Source organism: Comamonas sp. A7-5 (assembly GCF_039581385.1).
In the GTDB taxonomy this organism is placed as follows: domain Bacteria; phylum Pseudomonadota; class Gammaproteobacteria; order Burkholderiales; family Burkholderiaceae_C; genus Comamonas; species Comamonas thiooxydans.
The window spans coordinates 434,497-449,977 of record NZ_JBCPWO010000004.1 but is presented as its reverse complement, the minus strand read 5'-3'; the positions used below and the strand labels follow the sequence as shown (position 1 = coordinate 449,977).

The 15,481-nt window shown below is 60.8% G+C and carries 15 protein-coding genes; 10 read left to right on the top strand and 5 right to left on the bottom strand.

Annotated features, from left to right (window positions below):
* Positions 1-18 precede the first annotated feature (18 nt).
* Positions 19-606 carry a sigma-70 family RNA polymerase sigma factor gene (locus AAIL67_RS10180; protein ID WP_034358513.1) on the top strand — a complete coding sequence of 196 codons (588 nt, stop codon included), beginning with the start codon at positions 19-21 and terminating at the stop codon, positions 604-606.
* On the top strand, positions 603-1,466 hold the full coding sequence (locus tag AAIL67_RS10175) for a hypothetical protein (RefSeq protein WP_034390764.1): 864 nt from the start codon (positions 603-605) through the stop codon (positions 1,464-1,466). Before AAIL67_RS10180 ends, AAIL67_RS10175 begins: the two co-directional genes overlap by 4 nt.
* 75 nt (positions 1,467-1,541) lie before the next feature.
* On the opposite strand, the gene AAIL67_RS10170 is transcribed toward AAIL67_RS10175, so the two are convergent.
* From AAIL67_RS10170 to AAIL67_RS10150, 5 genes are all read right to left on the bottom strand, one after another.
* Complete coding sequence (locus tag AAIL67_RS10170; RefSeq protein ID WP_034358635.1) at positions 1,542-2,327, bottom strand: peptidylprolyl isomerase; 786 nt, start codon at positions 2,325-2,327, stop codon at positions 1,542-1,544.
* Positions 2,328-2,420: 93 nt separating this feature from the next.
* A complete protein-coding gene (locus AAIL67_RS10165; RefSeq protein WP_343483909.1) occupies positions 2,421-2,687 on the bottom strand; it encodes a BolA family protein in 267 nt (88 codons plus the stop codon).
* On the bottom strand, positions 2,684-3,253 hold the full coding sequence (locus tag AAIL67_RS10160) for a septation protein A (protein WP_003061281.1): 570 nt from the start codon (positions 3,251-3,253) through the stop codon (positions 2,684-2,686). Before AAIL67_RS10160 ends, AAIL67_RS10165 begins: the two co-directional genes overlap by 4 nt.
* A gap of 214 nt (positions 3,254-3,467) precedes the next feature.
* A complete protein-coding gene (gene msrB / locus AAIL67_RS10155; RefSeq protein ID WP_012838923.1) occupies positions 3,468-3,884 on the bottom strand; it encodes a peptide-methionine (R)-S-oxide reductase MsrB in 417 nt (138 codons plus the stop codon).
* Positions 3,881-5,392: a YdiU family protein gene (locus AAIL67_RS10150; protein ID WP_052088103.1), complete on the bottom strand. Its 1,512-nt coding sequence runs from the start codon at positions 5,390-5,392 to the stop codon at positions 3,881-3,883. Before AAIL67_RS10150 ends, msrB begins: the two co-directional genes overlap by 4 nt.
* Positions 5,393-5,620: 228 nt before the next feature.
* Between AAIL67_RS10150 and AAIL67_RS10145 the strand changes: the two genes are divergently transcribed.
* The 8 genes from AAIL67_RS10145 (at position 5,621) to AAIL67_RS10110 (ending at position 15,439) form a co-directional block, all read left to right on the top strand.
* Complete coding sequence (locus AAIL67_RS10145) at positions 5,621-7,264, top strand: 3-(methylthio)propionyl-CoA ligase (RefSeq protein WP_343483907.1); 1,644 nt, start codon at positions 5,621-5,623, stop codon at positions 7,262-7,264.
* A gap of 334 nt (positions 7,265-7,598) precedes the next feature.
* On the top strand, positions 7,599-8,621 hold the full coding sequence (locus tag AAIL67_RS10140) for a DUF4123 domain-containing protein (protein ID WP_343483906.1): 1,023 nt from the start codon (positions 7,599-7,601) through the stop codon (positions 8,619-8,621).
* A gap of 186 nt (positions 8,622-8,807) precedes the next feature.
* Complete coding sequence (locus AAIL67_RS10135) at positions 8,808-10,043, top strand: branched-chain amino acid ABC transporter substrate-binding protein (RefSeq protein WP_034390757.1); 1,236 nt, start codon at positions 8,808-8,810, stop codon at positions 10,041-10,043.
* Between the two features lie 230 nt (positions 10,044-10,273).
* Positions 10,274-11,509 (top strand): branched-chain amino acid ABC transporter substrate-binding protein, encoded by a 1,236-nt coding sequence (locus AAIL67_RS10130; RefSeq protein ID WP_343483905.1) that lies wholly within the window; start codon positions 10,274-10,276, stop codon positions 11,507-11,509.
* Between the two features lie 113 nt (positions 11,510-11,622).
* Positions 11,623-12,576 (top strand): branched-chain amino acid ABC transporter permease, encoded by a 954-nt coding sequence (locus tag AAIL67_RS10125; RefSeq protein ID WP_003069495.1) that lies wholly within the window; start codon positions 11,623-11,625, stop codon positions 12,574-12,576.
* A 3-nt stretch (positions 12,577-12,579) separates the two neighbouring features.
* On the top strand, positions 12,580-13,920 hold the full coding sequence (locus AAIL67_RS10120; RefSeq protein WP_343483904.1) for a branched-chain amino acid ABC transporter permease: 1,341 nt from the start codon (positions 12,580-12,582) through the stop codon (positions 13,918-13,920).
* A gap of 3 nt (positions 13,921-13,923) precedes the next feature.
* On the top strand, positions 13,924-14,742 hold the full coding sequence (locus tag AAIL67_RS10115; RefSeq protein WP_046460817.1) for an ABC transporter ATP-binding protein: 819 nt from the start codon (positions 13,924-13,926) through the stop codon (positions 14,740-14,742).
* 1 nt (position 14,743) lies between these two features.
* Complete coding sequence (locus tag AAIL67_RS10110; protein ID WP_003069489.1) at positions 14,744-15,439, top strand: ABC transporter ATP-binding protein; 696 nt, start codon at positions 14,744-14,746, stop codon at positions 15,437-15,439.
* Positions 15,440-15,481: the final 42 nt, after the last annotated feature.

The following is a 15,481-nucleotide window of genomic DNA, read 5'->3' as shown; positions in this document are numbered from 1 at the left end:
GTTTGCATAATCGCGGGCATGCTTGCACCGCCGCTTGCCCAAGCCCAACTCGCCGATGAAGCCCTGATGCGCAGCTATGCCGCAGGGCAGGCCACGGCGTTCGAGACGCTTTATGCCCGGCACAGCCTGCGCATATGGCGCTATTTCTATCGCAACACGGGCGATGCTGCGCTGGCCGATGATCTGGCGCAAGACCTCTGGCTTGCCGTGGTGGACTGCGCCTGCCGCTATGAGGTGCGCAGCAGGTTCACGACCTGGCTGTTCACCATGGCGCACAACCGCCTGGTCGATCACTGGCGCAGGCAGCGGCCGGGCATCAGCCTGTCGGCAGACACGCAAGAGTCCATGCGGCTGGCCGAAAGCCTGTTTGCGGCCTCGGGCTTTGAGCCCGAGCAGCAGCTCGATCGTCAACTCATGGCCCAGGCCATCCTGGCAGCGCTTGCCCGGCTCCCGGCCGAGCAGCGCGAGTGCTTTCTGCTGCAGGTCGAGGCTGATCTGACGCTGGCCGAAATTGCCCAGGCCACCGGCGTTGCCGAGGAAACGGCCAAAAGCCGCTTGCGCTATGCGCGTGCCAAACTGCGCGCCGCGCTGGAGGAACTGGCATGAATATGCACCCCGAAAACCCGTCTGGCGACGACAAGCCCGATGCGCTGCGCGAGCTCTACCACGAGGCCGTGGCAGAGGATCGTGGCCCCAGTGCGCAAAGCAGCGCAGCCATCCTCAAGCGCGCACGCCAGCGCGCGGCAGCTGTGGGGCAGGAGCCCACGGAGCCTATGGACAAGCCTGCCGCCAATGAGCGCTTCTGGCTGCGTCATGCGCTGGGCGGACTGGCGGCTGTCGGGCTGGTGGGCTGGCTGATGCTGCAGCACGCCGCCTGGTGGAGTGGGCTGGACAAGGAGGGCGAGCGAGATTCCAGGGCCGAAGCAGTGGCCCAGCCAGCTGAATCGCAGCCGGCTCCGGCAGTTGAGGGTGCGGATCGCGCCGCCATGGTGGAATCGGCTCCGGGCGCGGCGGCGCTGGCGCAGAAATCCACGGAAAAAAAGACTCGAATCCAGGCAGGGAAAACACCAGAAGCTATGGATATGGAAGCATCTATAGCTGCATCAGCCCCTGTGCAGCGGCCAGAGGCTGCTCCGGCCCCGGGTGCGGCAGCCTCTGCCAGCCTGGCGCGCTCCGCAAAGTCGGCTGCCAAAGCGCCATCCCGCAGCGATGAGACCACAGAACCTGCTGCCGCGGCGGAGGCCATGGCGCCGCAGATCTCCAGGTCAAGCGCGCAATTGCCGCTATGCCCCTTGACGGCTGAGGTGCATGGCAATACGCAAGCTGCAAAAGAGGGGGCGGACAAAGCCTCTGGCATCGCAGGCAAGCCGCTGGATTGCCGCCCGCGAAAGCATGGGGAAACGCAGCCGGATGATGCCGAGTCTGGGCAGGATGCTTCTAAATATATAGCGGATCCGCCGCGGTGAGACAAAAAAAGCCCGCTTGACGCGGGCTTGGGTGATGGTCTGGCCAGTACTTTTAGGTACTGACGTTAGATCATGTTACTGGATTTTTGCGCTTTTGCGCAGCTGATCTTGGAACTGCTGCTCTTTTTGCTGCTGCAGCTGTTGCGTGATCTGGGGTTTGACATCTTCGAACTTGGGCATTTCGGCCTGGCGCTCGTCATCCATGCGGATGATGTGCCAGCCGAACTGGCTCTTGACGGGCGCGTCGGTCATCTCGCCCTTCTTGAGCTTGATCAGGGCTTCGGTGAACTCGGGTACGTAATTGTTGGGGTTGGCCCAGTCCAGATCACCGCCACGGGCACCCGATCCGGGATCCTTGGATTCCTTCTTGGCGATGTCTTCAAACTTCTTGCCGGCCTTCACCTCGGCAATGATGGCCTTGGCGCGGTCTTCGGATTCCACCAGGATGTGGCTGGCCTTGTATTCCTTGCCGCCATTGGCAGCGACGAATTTGTCGTACTCGGCCTTGGCTTCGGCATCGGTCACGGGGTTCTTCTTGCGGAAGTCGTCAAACAGCGCGCGGATCAGCACGGTCTGGCGTGCCATTTCCATCTGCTGCTTGTAGGCTTCGGAGCCGGCCAGGCCGCGGCGGTTGGCTTCCTGCATGAAGATTTCACGCGCGATGACTTCATCCTTGATCATCTTTTCCATCTCGGGCACAACGGGCTGGCCGCTGGCTTCGATCTGGGTCTTCAAGGCATTGACGCGGGCCATGGGAACGGCCTTGCCATTGACGATGGCCACATTCTGGGCCGAGGCGGACAGGGCGGCTGCGCCCAGAACAGCGGCGGCCACGATGCGGGCCAGTTGCTTTTGTTTCATGCTCATTCGAGTTGTGATTGAGAAAAGTGAGTGAAGTTCAGTCCATACGCAACAGGCTCCCGTCAAGGAGCCTGTGGTCAGAACAGTGCGTTCTCAAAGTACTTCAATGGCGATGGCATGAACACCCTGGTCAATGAAGTCTTGCAGTGCATCATACACAAGGCGGTGGCGTGCCACGCGGGTTTTTCCATCAAAGGTAGGGCCGGCGATGCGCACGCGAAAATGCGTGCCCACACCGCTGTCGTTGGCGCCGGCATGACCGGCATGCTGATAGCTCTCGTCGATGACTTCGAGTCGGGTCGGGGCCAGACGCTGGCGCAGGGCGGCGTCCATGGCTTGGGCACTGATGGTTACGCTCATGGCTGCTTGTCCTTGGCTTCGGCCGCGTTGGGCACGCCGTCCTGGGGCAGGTAGCGGCTCATGTAGATGGCTTGTGCAATCACAAACACCACCATCAGTCCCATGCCGCCAAACAGCTTGAAGTTGACCCAGGTATCGGTGTCGAAGTTATAGGCTACCCAGATGTTGAGTCCGCCCATGGCGGCGAAGAAAGCAGTCCAGGCCCAGTTGAGTTTGAGCCAGATGGCGTCGGGCAGTTGCAGCTGCGCGCCCATGACGGAGCGCAGCAGGTTCTTTTTGAACACCAGCTGACCGATCAGCAGCGCGCCGCCCATGAGCCAGTAAAGCACCGTGGGCTTCCATTTGATGAAGTTGTCGTCATGGGCCAGCAAAGTGGCGCCGCCAAACAGCACGATGACGCCGAGGCTCATCCACTGCATGGGCTCGATCTTGCCGGTCTTGAAGCGCAGATAGGCGATCTGCGCCACAGTGGCGGCAATGGCCACGGCTGTGGCGGTGTAAATGCCCCAGACCTTGAAGGCCACGAAAAACAGGATGATGGGGAAGAAATCAATCAGCAGCTTCATGCGCGAAATGGTAGTCGTTCTGAAATTCAGACTGCGTAGCACCGACAAGGTTCCCGGCGCTGCGAGCGAAGCCGCATCATGCACCAAAGCCCAGGTCATACCGTGAGCAAAGCCTTGTACGCTGGACGGAATCAGCTATCAAAGCTGATACGCAACGCCAGCGCAGCGAGCCCGATTGGAAGCATAGCCCTTGCTGCTCAAGCCTTGCCAGCTCTTATTTTGGGGGCTCGTTCTGGAAATCCAGCGAGGCCGAGTTCATGCAGTAGCGCAGGCCTGTGTCAGTGGGACCGTCGGGAAAGACATGGCCCAGATGGGCTCCGCAGTTGCTGCACACCGTCTCGGTGCGCACCATGCCGTGGCTGCGGTCCACGATATTGGTGATGGCGCCGGGCAGGGCCTGGTCAAAGCTGGGCCAGCCGCAGCCGGCGTCAAACTTGGTATGGGAGTCGAACAGCTTGTTGCCGCAGCAGATGCAGTGGTAGCTGCCATCGGCCCAGAACTGCTCGTATTTGCCGGTGAAAGGTCGCTCGGTGGCTGCGTGGCGTGTGACCTGGAAGGCCGCAGCTTCGGCACCCTTGTCCTGCAACAGGGCTTGCCATTCTTGGTCGGATTTCTGGACAGGAAAGCTCATGATGAACAGCTGATTTCAATCGAGGAAGCCCAGTCGGGCGGGAAGCCGGCCCAGTCGTTGTGGTCCGGGTGCGAGTCATAAGGCGTCTGCAACACGGCCAGCATCTGCTGCACCGGGGCGAAGTCACCGGCCTGGGCGGCACGAATCACGGTCTCGCCCAGATGGTTGCGCAGCACAAAGCGCGGATTGGATTTTTGCATCAAATCGACGGTCTGTGCTTTGTCCACTTGCGCTAGCTGCTCTGAATAAGTGAGTGACCAGGCATCAAAGCTGGCGCGATCCAGAATGATGTCACGCAGTGGCTCAAAGTCGATTTTCGTTTCCTGCCTTTGTGCAACAGCATCGGTCAGGCGGCTGAAAAAGATGGTGTAGTCCACCTTGTTGTCGGCCAGGATCTGCAGCAGCGGGTTGACCAGCTGCGCAAAGCGGCCTTCGGTGGCAGGCGTGCCGGCCTCGTTTTCGGGCAGGCCCAGCTTGGCCAGCATCTGGCGCGCATAGGCGGCGGGGAAGACGGTCTTGTAGGACTCCAGCGCAGCAATCGTCAGCTCTTCGTCGCCGATCAGCGGCAGCAAGGCCTGGCCCAGGCAGTAGAGATTCCAGTAGGCCACCTGGGGCTGGCGGTTAAAGGCATAGCGGCCCTGGCTGTCGCTGTGGTTGCAGATATGGCTTGGGTCGAAGGCATCGAGAAACTGGAAGGGGCCGTAGTCGATGGTCAGGCCCAGAATGCTCATATTGTCGGTATTCATCACACCATGGCAAAAGCCCACGCCTTGCCACTGGGCCATCAGTCGGGCAGTGCGCTCGCTTACGGCCTGCAGAAAATTGGCGTAGGGATTGCCGTTCAGTGCAACGGCCGTGCGGCATTCCGGGTAATGCTGGTCTATGACCAGATCGGCCAGGGCTTTAAGTTCGGTCTGCATGTCGCGCGCGGCGAAATGCTCGAAATGGCCGAAGCGGATGAAGCTCTCGGCCACACGGGTCACGACGGCGGCAGTTTCCATGGTCTCGCGCGCCACGGGCAAGGGCGAGCCCGTCAGCGCCAGCGCTCGCGTGGTGGGAATGCCCAGGGCTGCCATGGCTTCGCTGCAGAGAAATTCGCGAATCGACGAGCGCAGCACGGCCCGACCGTCGCCCATGCGTGAATAGGGGGTGCGGCCAGCGCCCTTGAGCTGGACTTCAAAGCCCTGCTCAGTCTCGCCCAGCAAGATGGCGCGGCCGTCGCCAAGCTGGCCGGCCCAGACGCCGAACTGGTGACCGCTATAGACAGTGGCCAGCGGCTTGCTGCCGCCGTTGCCATGGCCGGAGACGGCATTGCCGCTGAGGATTTGCAGCGCTTCGGCGCTGTGCAGCCATTCGGTGTTCAAGCCTATCCAGCGGGCCGTGCTGACGCTGGCGGCAATCCAGTGCGGCTCTGGCACGGGCGTGGGTTGGAGATAGGTGAAAAAAGCCGGGCCCAGAGCTTCGAAGCGGCCGGGCTTGCGCCATTGCGGGGCAGGGGATTCGCTCATGCAATCATTGTGCTTGAGCAGCATCAAGGACAGGGTTTGCAGGGTTGTTGAGCCGGTTTCCGTTGGAGAGCAGCCTAGGTTTTTCCCTGAGTGCGCGCACATCGTTCAGAGGGAGGATGCAGACAAAGGTCGCCAAGGTTACGCATTGGTGACAGTCCTCAGATGACGGCCTGGAAGCCCGCGCTAGGATGCTTCCCGATCATCACAACGATATCCAGGAGACTGCCAATGTTGGGTCTGATGCAAAGCCAGCCGCTGTTGATTTCTTCCCTGATCGAGTTTGCCGCGCGCAACCATGCCGATGGAGAGATAGTCTCCCGCCGTGTGGAAGGCGATATCCACCGCTACACCTACAAGGATCTGGCGGCGCGCTCGCGTCAGCTTGCCAACAAGCTCGATGCCATGGGCCTGGTGCCGGGCGAGCGCGTGGCCAGCCTGGCCTGGAATGGCTATCGCCACATGGAGATGTATTTTGGCGTCAGCGGCTCGGGCCGGGTGTTGCACACCATCAACCCGCGCCTGCATCCCGAGCAGGTCGCATGGATCGTCAATCACGCCGAAGACAAGGTGCTGTGCTTTGACCTGACCTTTTTGCCCATCATCCAGGCCGTGCATGCCAAATGCCCGCAGGTGCAGCAATGGGTGGTGCTCTGCGATACAGACCGGCTGCCGGCAGACAGCGGCATTCCAGGCCTCGTCAGCTACGAGAGCTGGATTGCAGGCCAGTCCGATCAATACCGCTGGCCGCAGTTCGACGAGAACACCGCATCCAGCATGTGCTACACCAGCGGCACCACGGGCAACCCCAAGGCCGTGCTCTACAGCCACCGCTCCAGCACGCTGCACGCCTATGCCGCAGCGCTGCCCGACGTGATGTGCCTGTCGGCCCGTGATTCGGTGCTGCCCGTGGTCCCCATGTTCCACGTCAATGCCTGGGGCCTGCCATATTCGGCGGCGCTCACGGGCTGCAAGATGGTCTTTCCGGGCCCGGCGCTCGACGGCAAGTCGGTCTACGAGCTGATCGAGTCGGAAGGCGTGACCTTTGCTGCTGGCGTGCCCACCGTCTGGCAGATGCTGCTCGGCTATATGAAGCCGGGCGGCCTGCGTTTTTCCAAGCTCAATCGCACGGTGATCGGCGGCTCCGCCTGCCCGCCAGCCATGATCACCGCCTTCCAGGACGACTATGGCGTGGAGGTGCTGCACGCATGGGGCATGACGGAGATGAGCCCGCTGGGCACGCTGTGCACGCTCAAGAACAAGCATCTGGAACTGCCCAAGGAAGAGCAGATGAAGATCCGGCAGAAGCAGGGGCGCGCGATCTATGGTGTGGAGATGAAGATCGTCAACGACGCCGGCGACGAGCAGCCCTGGGATGGCAAGAGCTATGGCGACCTGCTGGTGCGCGGCCCCTGGATCATCGACAGCTATTACAAAGGCAGCGGCAACCCCCTGGTGCGCGGGGCCGACGGCCACGGTTGGTTCCCGACGGGGGATGTGGCGACGATAGACCCCGACGGTTACATGCAGATCACCGATCGCAGCAAGGATGTGATCAAGTCCGGCGGCGAATGGATCAGCTCCATCGATATTGAAAACATCGCCATGGCCAACCCGGCCGTGGCCATGGCTGCCTGTATAGGCATGCCGCATCCCAAGTGGGACGAGCGCCCCATCGTGGCCGTGGTCAAGAAACCTGGCGCGGAAATCACGCGTGAGGAGCTGTTGAAGTTCTACGAGGGCAAGACGGCCAAATGGCAGATTCCCGATGATGTGGTGTTTGTGGAGGCCATTCCGATCGGTGCCACGGGCAAGATGCTCAAGACCCGTCTGCGTGAGGAACTCAAGGACTACAAGCTACCCACGGCGGTCTGAACGTCCCCCGGCCAGGCCGGAGCAAAGCCATCATCGTGAGATGATGGCTTTTTTGCCTGTGCCTTTTCTGGCGCCATTGCTTGACATCCATGCCTTCAGCTCCCGGTTTTTGCGACTGCTCGTCACTCTTGATATCGGATGGTGGTCGTGCCCACGACTTGCCGCGACGCCAGCTTCTCGGAGCCGCCTTGCTAGGCGGACTGGGTACATGGAGTCTTCCTGCAGCAGCCTGTGGGCCAGAGGCTGTCGCCCAGGCTGCACCGCGCAATGTGTGTCTGGAGTGCCTGGCACGTCGGGCGCAGCAGCGCTCAGCCTTTGTGAACAAGGAGTTGCCATGAGCGCCGGGCCGCTCTGGCCGCAAACAAGACCTGCACGCAAGAGCTGGCCTCTGCGCTGGTCGCAGCTCGTCTCGACTGGTAAGCCAACAGGCAAGCCCTTGCAGCTGTATCTGTTGCTGGATGCGGCGCAGAACAGTGACTTGTTGGTGCAGGTGCCGCAAAGCGGTGCCGAGGCCTTGTTTGCGTTCACACGCGCGAGCAAGGAGGGCAAGCTCAGCCCCTGGTTGGTACACCTTGGCAGCACTGCTCAGGCCTTGAAAATGCCGCAGCAGAATTTTCTCGACGCCGTGCTCGATGTGGTGCAGGCCAGCCCTTGCGCCAGCTTGCTGGCGAGCGAGTGCGAGATGCCGGTGCTGCTGGCCCATCTGCGCCTGGCCATGGATCCAAGACTGCCTGGCGGCGACGGCAGCTATCTTGCCTTATGGGACCCCGCCGTGCTGGCGGCCTTGCTCGGGCAAAGCGATCCGGACATGCAAACCGCCATCGAACCCGTGCTGCGCCCTGCCCAGTGCCTGGCCTTGCTGGGTCCGGTTGCACGCTGGTGGTGCTGGAGTCGATCGGGCCGGTTGCATGAATATGCGGTGGCTGATTTTGCCGGGCCTGCGGCGCCCCTGCCGCTTCAATTCAGCACCGCTCAGGTCGATGCGTTGGTAAAGGGCAATGTGCCCGATTTGCTGATCTATTACCTGAATCTGAACCAGGTCCATCTGCGCGACAGATTGCCGCCGCTGGCAATGCATTGGTTTGCGCGTCAGCAACTGGAGTTTGCGCGCCGCCATGGGCTTGCTGGTACGCGCGACCTGCTCAACTATCTGTGTCTGGCGCTGATTGCAGGAGCACGCTTTGATCAATTGCCCGGAGTGGTCGAACTGCTGGCCAGGGTCAAGGCCGGCAGGCTGAGTTTCGACGAGTTGATTCGCGATATAGGACCGCATCTGGAGGACAGGGAGCTGCCGGAACCGCAGGTGCTGACCAGCTCCAGCGGCCTGCCGCTGACGGAAAGCCAGTTGCCGCTCTAGGCCGCTGAATCAGATAAGTCTCTGCATTTTTATAGGCGGGCGCCAGCAGCTATTGTTTTGGGAGCTTCGGCCTGAGGTAAACCCTGCAGTCGCCAAAGTGATATGCGCTAGGGCAACCCCCAGGCCGCAGGCGCTGGCTTGCCCTTTAGTCTGAGCGTCGCTCATAACCACCAACGGAGACGCTCTATGAAGTTTGCAATCAAGGCTTTGACAGCATCGGTGATCCTGGCGTGCGCGGGGAGTGCGATGGCGCAGAAGGGTGAGACCGTCAAGGTCGCCTGGATTGACCCGCTCTCGGGCCTGATGGCAGCGCTGGGATCCAATCAGCTCAAAAGCCTGCAGTACGTGGCCGAGGAAATCAACAAGAGCAGTGCTTCGGGGGTGAAGTTCGAAATCATCGGCATCGACAACAAGCTCAGCCCGCAGGAGACCACAGCCGCGCTGCGCTCGGCCATGGATCAGGGCGTGCGCTATGTGTTCCAGGGCAATGGCTCGGGCCCGGCGCTGGCCATCATGGATGCGCTGGAAAAGCACAATGCGCGCAACAAGGGCAAGGAGGTCGTGTTCCTCAACTATGCGGCGGTGGACCCGGACCTGACCAACAGCAAGTGCAGCTACTGGCATTTCCGCCTCGATGCCGATACCTCCATGAAGATGGAGGCCTTGACCACGTATATGAAGGACGTGCCAGAGGTCAAGAAGGTCTATCTGATCAACCAGAACTACTCGCATGGCCAGCAGGTGTCCAAGTTTGCCAAGGAGATGCTCAAGCGCAAGCGCCCCGATGTGGAAATCGTGGGTGACGACTTCTCTCCTCTGGCCCAGGTGCGCGACTTTGCACCCTATGTGGCCAAGATCAAGCAGTCGGGCGCCGATACGGTGATCACCGGCAACTGGGGCTCGGATCTGGCGCTGCTCATCAAGGCCGCCAACGATGCTGGCCTGAACAACGTCAAGTTCTACACCTATTACGCCATTGCCACGGGCGCGCCCACGGCCATGGGGGCGGCGGCGGCAGGCAAGGTCTATATGGTGGGCTACGGCCACCTGAACATGCCCGGCGCCATGGACAAGATCGTCAAGGGCTTCAAGGCCAAGGTCAACGAGGATATGTACACCGGTACCGTGTACACGGGGCTGAACATGCTCGACCAGGCTTTTGCAAAAGCCAAGACCACCGACCCGGTCAAGGTCGCCGCGACCATGGAGGGCATGAAGTTCCAGAACTACAACGGCGAGGTCGAGATGCGCAAGACCGATCACCAGCTGCAGCAGGGCCTGTACATCGCGCGATGGGAGAAGGCCGGCGGCAAATACCCCATGGACTCGGAGAACACGGGTTATACCTTTGCGCCCGTGAAGTACTTCGAGCCCTATGTGGCCAGCACCCCCACCAGTTGCCAGATGAAACGCCCCTCCTGAGCGGGGGAGGCAGGATCGATATTCGGGACGCCCTGGTGGCGTCCTTTTTTATTCCCGGGTTTCATTCGCCTGCAAGTGCGAGCAGCTGTCGCACAAGTGTCGCCAACTGCCGTGAATCGGCCTTGGAAGTCGCATGCGTGATAGTTACTAAGGCTTTCCCCAGCGGGAAAAAGTCTACCGACCGGTAGATTGGCGGCAGTCGCTAGCAAAAACAATGAAAGGAGACAAGTATGAAATGGGTTATACGTGCGGTGGCCCTCTCGGCTATGGCTGTGAGTGCAGGTGGTGCATGGGCTCAGAAGGGTGAAACCGTCAAGGTCGCCTGGATTGATCCCTTGTCGGGTCTGATGGCTGCCGTGGGAACGAATCAGCTCAAGACCTTTCAGTTGCTGGCGGAGGAGTTCAACAAGAAAAATGCCTCGGGCGTGAAGTTCGAGATCGTGGCGCTGGACAACAAGCTCAGCCCGCAGGAGACCACGGCCGCGCTGCGCTCGGCCATGGATCAGGGCGTGCGCTATGTGACGCAGGGCAATGGCTCGGGCCCGGCGCTGGCGATCATGGATGCGCTGGAAAAGCACAATGCGCGCAACAAGGGCAAGGAGCTGCTCTATCTCAACTACGCGGCCGTGGATCCCGACCTGACCAACAGCAAGTGCAGCTACTGGCATTTCCGACTCGATGCCGATACCTCCATGAAGATGGAGGCGCTGACCACCTTCATGAAGGACGATGCCGAGGTCAAGAAGGTCTATCTGATCAACCAGAACTACGGGCATGGTCAGCAGGTGTCCAAGTTCGCCAAGGACCTGCTCAAGAGAAAGCGTCCCGATGTGCAGATCGTGGGCGATGACTTTTCTCCGCTGGCCCAGGTACGCGACTTCGCGCCCTATGTGGCCAAGATCAAGCAGTCGGGAGCCGATACGGTAATCACCGGCAACTGGGGCGCGGATCTGTCGCTGCTGCTCAAGGCTGCCAACGACGCGGGCCTGAACAACGTCAAGTTCTATACCTATTACGCGTTTGGCGCCGGCGCTCCCACAGCCATGGGCGCGGCCTCCGACGGCAAGGTCTATACCGTGACCTACGGGCACTACAACATGGGCGCGCCGATTCAGGCCAGCATGGACAGCTTCAAGAAGAAGTTCAATGACGACCTGACGCAAAGCTCGATCTACCATGTATTCGCCTTGCTGGATGCGGCCTTTGTCAAGACGGGATCCACCGACCCGGTCAAGGTTGCGGCGGTGCTTGAGGGCATGAAGCTCAAAAGCTTCAACGGCGATGTCGAGATGCGCAAGAGTGACCACCAGCTGCAACAGGGCCTGTACATCTCGAAGTGGCAGAAGGCGGGCGGCAAGTTCCCCTATGACGCGGAAAACACCGGCTACACCTTCGCCCCCGTGAAGTACTACGAGCCCTATGTGGCCAGCACGCCCACCAGCTGCCAGATGAAGCGTCCGTCCTGAGTCAGGCTCGCATATTCTCACTCTCCCTCGTGCTGCAGCATCCGCACCCACAAGAGCGCATAACAGGTGCAGTGCTGCAGCGGTCTTTTTGCTAATGAGAACAAGGCAAGTCGATGACGCCTGAATTTTTCACCATATCGATGCTCAACGGAGTGAGCTACGGGCTGTTGCTTTTCATGCTCAGCTCAGGCCTGACGCTGATCTTCAGCATGATGGGCGTGCTTAATTTCGCTCACACCAGTTTCTACATGCTGGGCGCGTATTTCGCGTACACGCTTAGCGGCATCATCGGGTTCTGGCCCGCGCTCTTTTTCAGCCCGGTGCTGGTGGGCGTGCTGGGAGCGCTGTTCGAGCGCTACAGCCTGCGCCGCGTGCACAAATACGGCCATGTGCCCGAGCTGCTGGTGACTTTTGGCCTGTCCTATCTGATTCTGGAAGTGGTGCAGCTCGTCTGGGGGCGCGGCACAGTGCCTTATGCGCTGCCATCGGCGCTGCAGGGGCCGCTGTTTACCTTGTATGGCACACAGTTCCCCAAGTCGCGTTCCTTTGTGATGCTGGTGGCGCTGCTGATGCTGGTGGCCGTCTGGCTGCTGCTGACGCGTACGCGCATCGGCCTGGTGATTCAGGCCGCGCTCAAGAACCCAGAAATGGTGGAGGCGTTGGGCCACAACGTGCCGCGCGTGTTCATGCTGGTGTTTGGCGGCGGCTGCGCGCTGGCCGGTCTGGCCGGCGTGATTGGCGGCAACACCTATGTGACCGAGCCCGCCATGGCGGCCTCCGTGGGCTCCATCATTTTCGTGGTGGTGGTGGTGGGCGGCATGGGCTCGCTGGCGGGGGCTTTCGTGGCTTCGCTGCTGATCGGCGTGGTGCAGACCTTTGCCGTGGCGCTGGACTGGTCGCTGGCCGGCCTGTTCGCCTCCATGGGGCATCAGGTCAATGAATCCACCTTCGGCTGGCCCGTGCTGCGGCTGACGCTGTCGCAGGTTGCGCCCATCCTGCCTTACCTGTTCCTGGTGCTGATTCTGATCTTCCGCCCCAAGGGCTTGCTGGGTACCAGAGGGGATTGAGCCATGTCTTCGATTGCAAAAACATCCATGAATTCTTCTGCTGCCGACAAAGCTCGGGCTCAGGCGCATTACCGCTTCAAGCCCTTGAACATAGGGCGAATTCTGATCTGGGGCCTGTTTGCGCTGGCGCTGATCGTGGCACCGCTGATCTTCACCAGCTCGCTGGCGCTGACCATGCTCAGCCAGATCGGCTATCTGATCATCATCTGTCTGTCCTACAACATCCTGCTGGGGCAGGGCGGCATGCTGAGCTTCGGGCATGCGGTCTATACTGGCCTGGGCTCGTTTCTGGCCATTCATGCCATGAACAAGGCTGCTGCAGGCGAGATGGCAATTCCGCTGGTGCTGATTCCCGTGGTGGGTGGCCTGGCGGGCATGTTCTTCGCTGCGCTCTTCGGCTATGTGACGACCAAGAAATCGGGCACCACCTTTGCCATGATCACCATGGGTCTAGGAGAGCTGGTGGCCTCCATGGCGCTGATGTTTCCCGAGTTCTTCGGCGGCGAGGGCGGTATCACCACGGACCGGGTCTACAGCAAGTTTTTCGGGCTGGATTTCGGCTCCGGCCTGCAGGTTTACTACCTGATTGCCGTGTATTGCTTTGTCTGCACTGCTGCCATGTTTGCCTTCACCGGCACGCCGCTGGGGCGCATGCTGAATGCCGTGCGCGACAACCCGGAGCGTGTGGAATTTGTGGGCTACAACACCCAGCGCGTGCGCTACTTCGCCTTCATCGTTGCAGGCTTTTTTGCGGGTATCGGTGGCGGGCTGACGGCCATCAATTTCGAGATCATCACGGCCATGGACAGTGTCAGCGTGGTGCGCTCGGGCGGCTATCTGCTGTTCACCTTCCTGGGCGGCGCCACCTTCTTCTTCGGCCCCATCATCGGTGCGGTGCTGCTGGTGCTGGCTTCGGTGCTGCTGTCCGAGCTGACCAAGGCCTGGCTGCTGTACCTGGGCCTGGTGTTCCTGCTCATGGTCATGTACGCGCCCGGCGGTGTGGCCAGCCTGATCATGATGAATCTGCGCGTAGCCAAGTTCGGTCATTTCAAGCGCCTGCTCATGCCCTATCTGGGCATTCTGGCGGCCGGCATCGTGACGGTGGTAGGTGCCGCGTCGCTGATCGAGATGATCTATCACATGCAGCTCAATGCGGCGCTGGGCCCCAAGGTGCCCTTCATGGGCGCCGAGCTGGACACTAGCGCAGCCTCCACCTGGACCGTGGCGATTGTGGTGTTCGTGGTGGGCCTGGGCCTGCTGGAGGGCGTGCGCCGCCTGACGGCCCGTCGCTGGGGTCGCATACAGGAAGCGATTGAAGAAAGCATCAAGAAAGGGGAGGGCTGAACCATGTCCAGCATCGCCATCCATCAACCGGCTGCGCAAGCGGCGCAGCAGTCAGGCCATGCACTGGAGCTGCGCGATCTGCGCAAGAGCTTCGGCAAGACCGAGATCATTCGCGGCGCCAACCTGGCAGTCAATGCCGGCGAACGTATTGCCATCATCGGCCCCAACGGTGCTGGCAAGAGCACTCTGTTCAATCTGATCAGCGGCCGTTTCGAGCCCAGCAGCGGCGAGGTGCTGTTGCACGGCCAGCGCATCAACGGCAAAAAGCCGTTCGAGATCAACCGCATGGGGCTGTCGCGCAGCTTTCAGATCACGAATATCTTCCCCAAGCTTTCGGTGTTTGAAAACCTGCGCTGCAGCGTGCTCTGGAGTCTGGGCTACCGCTATAGCTTCTGGCGTTTTCTCTCCAATCTGCACGATGCCAACGAACGCGCCAACGAGCTGATGGAGATGATCGGTCTGCACCGCAAGCGCGACACGCTCGCGGTGAACCTGACCTATGCCGAGCAGCGTGCGCTGGAGATCGGCATCACCATCGGCGGCGGTGCCAGCGTCATCTTGCTCGACGAACCCACGGCCGGCATGAGCAACAGCGAAACCGCGCATTTCATACAGCTGATCAAGAAGGTTACCGAAGGCAAGACGCTGCTGACCGTAGAGCACGACATGGGCGTGGTCTTCGGGCTGGCGGACAAGATTGCCGTGGTGGTCTACGGCGAGGTCATCGCCTATGACACGCCTGAAGCCGTGCGTGCCAACGCCAGAGTGCAAGAAGCATATCTGGGATCTTCCGTCGCAGACCAACAGGCAGGAGCGCATTGAGATGCTGAAGATCAACGATTTGCATGCCTACTACGGCAAAAGCCATGTGCTGCATGGCGTGGACTTCGAGGTCCATGCTGGCGAGATCGTGGCCTTGCTGGGGCGTAACGGCTCGGGCCGCTCCACCACAGCCAAGGCCATCATGGGACTGGTGCACTGGGAGGGGGCACTGGACTGGAAAGGCAAGAACCTGCATGGCAAGAAAGCCTATGAGGTGGCCCATCTGGGTATTGGCTATGTGCCGGAGAGCCGCGATGTGTTCCCCAATCTGACCGTACATCAGAACCTGATGCTGGGGCAGAAAGGCAAGGGCAAAGGCAGTCGCTGGGGTTTTGACGACATGTATGCCATGTTTCCCCGCCTCAAGGAGCGTCAGCACACCGAGGCCGGCGTGATGTCGGGTGGCGAGCAGCAGATGCTCACACTCTGCCGCACGCTGATGGGCGACCCGGATCTCATCATCATCGACGAACCCACGGAAGGGCTGGCACCCAAGATCGTGGAGCTGGTGGGCGAATACCTCAAGAAGATCAAGGATCGCGGCGTGTCCGTGCTGCTGATCGAGCAAAAGCTGACCATCGCCATGAATATCTCGGACCGGGCGCTGGTCATGGGCCATGGGCATATTGTTTTTGACGGAACTCCCGAAACCCTCAGAGCGAACGAAAAGGTTCGCAAGGAGTGGCTGGAGGTTTGAGCCGGCGCAGCTCTTGAGCGGCTTTGCCGCTTCCCCCTCTCT

Coding starts and splice junctions, on each gene's coding strand:
- AAIL67_RS10175 (WP_034390764.1), top strand. CDS start 603: ATGAATATGCACCCCGAAAACCCGTCTGGCGACGACAAGCCCGATGCG.
- AAIL67_RS10130 (WP_343483905.1), top strand. CDS start 10,274: ATGAAATGGGTTATACGTGCGGTGGCCCTCTCGGCTATGGCTGTGAGT.
- AAIL67_RS10125 (WP_003069495.1), top strand. CDS start 11,623: ATGACGCCTGAATTTTTCACCATATCGATGCTCAACGGAGTGAGCTAC.
- AAIL67_RS10110 (WP_003069489.1), top strand. CDS start 14,744: ATGCTGAAGATCAACGATTTGCATGCCTACTACGGCAAAAGCCATGTG.
- msrB (WP_012838923.1), bottom strand. CDS start 3,884: ATGAGCTTTCCTGTCCAGAAATCCGACCAAGAATGGCAAGCCCTGTTG.
- AAIL67_RS10120 (WP_343483904.1), top strand. CDS start 12,580: ATGTCTTCGATTGCAAAAACATCCATGAATTCTTCTGCTGCCGACAAA.
- AAIL67_RS10160 (WP_003061281.1), bottom strand. CDS start 3,253: ATGAAGCTGCTGATTGATTTCTTCCCCATCATCCTGTTTTTCGTGGCC.
- AAIL67_RS10135 (WP_034390757.1), top strand. CDS start 8,808: ATGAAGTTTGCAATCAAGGCTTTGACAGCATCGGTGATCCTGGCGTGC.
- AAIL67_RS10145 (WP_343483907.1), top strand. CDS start 5,621: ATGTTGGGTCTGATGCAAAGCCAGCCGCTGTTGATTTCTTCCCTGATC.
- AAIL67_RS10115 (WP_046460817.1), top strand. CDS start 13,924: ATGTCCAGCATCGCCATCCATCAACCGGCTGCGCAAGCGGCGCAGCAG.
- AAIL67_RS10180 (WP_034358513.1), top strand. CDS start 19: ATGCTTGCACCGCCGCTTGCCCAAGCCCAACTCGCCGATGAAGCCCTG.
- AAIL67_RS10140 (WP_343483906.1), top strand. CDS start 7,599: ATGAGCGCCGGGCCGCTCTGGCCGCAAACAAGACCTGCACGCAAGAGC.
- AAIL67_RS10150 (WP_052088103.1), bottom strand. CDS start 5,392: ATGAGCGAATCCCCTGCCCCGCAATGGCGCAAGCCCGGCCGCTTCGAA.
- AAIL67_RS10165 (WP_343483909.1), bottom strand. CDS start 2,687: ATGAGCGTAACCATCAGTGCCCAAGCCATGGACGCCGCCCTGCGCCAG.
- AAIL67_RS10170 (WP_034358635.1), bottom strand. CDS start 2,327: ATGAAACAAAAGCAACTGGCCCGCATCGTGGCCGCCGCTGTTCTGGGC.